This is a genomic window from Pseudomonas sp. SDO5522_S412, assembly GCF_054071215.1.
In genome coordinates this window covers 1-1,555 of sequence record NZ_JBSVWQ010000433.1, presented here as the reverse complement: position 1 = coordinate 1,555, position 1,555 = coordinate 1, and the positions used below count along the sequence as shown (strand labels likewise).

Annotated in this window: 2 protein-coding genes; both read right to left on the bottom strand. The window is 61.6% G+C overall.

Annotated elements, in window-relative coordinates; translation table 11 throughout:
- Window positions 1-58 precede the first annotated feature (58 nt).
- Window positions 59-373, bottom strand: coding sequence for a quaternary ammonium compound efflux SMR transporter SugE (sugE, locus tag ACW9I6_RS32315; protein ID WP_003190128.1), 315 nt, complete (start codon window positions 371-373; stop codon window positions 59-61).
- Window positions 374-478: 105 nt separating this feature from the next.
- The gene (locus ACW9I6_RS32310) at window positions 479-1,444 is read right to left on the bottom strand and encodes a bile acid:sodium symporter family protein (RefSeq protein WP_003212369.1); all 966 of its coding nucleotides are present in this window, start codon (window positions 1,442-1,444) and stop codon (window positions 479-481) included.
- Window positions 1,445-1,555: the final 111 nt, after the last annotated feature.

Sequence of the window (1,555 nt, the reverse complement as noted above, 5' to 3'; positions counted from 1 at the left end):
CACACTTGGAATGCATTCCAAATGTGGGAGCGGGCTTGCTCGCGAAGGCGGTAGTGGCCTAAGCGCTGATCTTGAGCCCAATAAGCCCGCAGATAATCAACGCCACACTGGCCAGTCGAAACAGCGCCATGGACTCCCCGAACAGGATAATCCCGGCAATCACCGTGCCCACCGCACCGACTCCGGTCCAGATGGCATAGGCGGTGCCCAGCGGCAGTTCCTTCATGGCCAACCCCAGCAACCCGAGGCTGACGGCCATGGCGGCAATCGTCAGGGCCGTGGGCAGTGGCTTGCTGAAACCGTCGGTGTATTTCAGTCCGACGGCCCAGCCGACTTCAAACAGTCCGGCAAAAAACAGAATGATCCAGGACATGATGACCTCCCTTCTTAGGTGGGGTCGTCCCCGGATTAAGCGCTTGATTGCGTCGCAGGGTCGTCCCCGCGAAGCCCGGTAGAGTGCCGAATATTGATCAGGTGATCAAGTTTCGGACTTGCCCGCCAACAATTCGCGGTCTTCCTTTTCGCTCATCCGCCGGAAGTACGTAGCCAGGAGTGCCCCGGAAATATTGTGCCAGACGCTGAACAGCGCACTCGGCACCGCCGCCAGCGGCGAGAAATGCGCACTTGCCAGTGCGGCGCCCAAGCCGGAGTTCTGCATGCCCACTTCCAGCGACAGGGATTTGCGTTGTGCCAGCGGCAGCCCGAACACACGGCCGGTGAAATAGCCCAGCAGGAAGCCAAAGGTGTTATGCAGGATCACCACCGCCATGATCAGCAGGCCCGACTCGGCAATCTTCGCCTGGCTGGCCGCCACCACGGCGGCGACAATCGCCACGATGCTGACCACCGACACCAGCGGCAACACCTCGACCGCATGCCGTACCCGGGCGCCCAGCAAGCGCTGCGCCACCACGCCCAACACGATCGGCAGCAGTACCACTTGCAGGATCGACCAGAACAACTCCATGAACGACACCGGCAACCAGGCCGAGGCCAGCAGCCAGATCAGCGCGGGCGTCAGCAGCGGAGCGAGGAGGGTGGTGACGGCTGCAATGGCCACCGACAGGGCCAGGTCGCCTCGGGCCAGCCAGGTCATGACGTTGGACGACGTGCCGCTCGGGCAGCAGCCGACGAGGATCACACCGACGGCAATTTCCGGTGGCAGGTGAAAGACCTGGCACAACAGCCAGGCCACGCCGGGCATGATCACGAAATGCGCGACCACACCCAATGCCACGCGCCACGGATGGCGCGCGACTTCAGCGAAATCTTCAAGTTTGAGGGTCAGCCCCATGCCGAACATCACCAGGCCCAACAGCGGCACGATGGCGCCTTTGAGGCCGAGAAACCAGGCGGGTTGCAGGAACGCAACCACGGCAAAAATCAGCACCCAGTAGGCGAAGGTATTGCCGACGAAACGGCTCAAGGCGGCGAGTGCACGCATGGGGTTGGTCCTTGTTATTCGATTTTGGAAGTGCGCATGCGATCAAATGTGGGAGCGGGCTTGCTCGCGAATGCGGTGTGTCAGCCAGGAAGATATCAACTGAAAGGACGC

Coding starts and splice junctions, on each gene's coding strand:
- sugE (WP_003190128.1), bottom strand. CDS start 373: ATGTCCTGGATCATTCTGTTTTTTGCCGGACTGTTTGAAGTCGGCTGG.
- ACW9I6_RS32310 (WP_003212369.1), bottom strand. CDS start 1,444: ATGCGTGCACTCGCCGCCTTGAGCCGTTTCGTCGGCAATACCTTCGCC.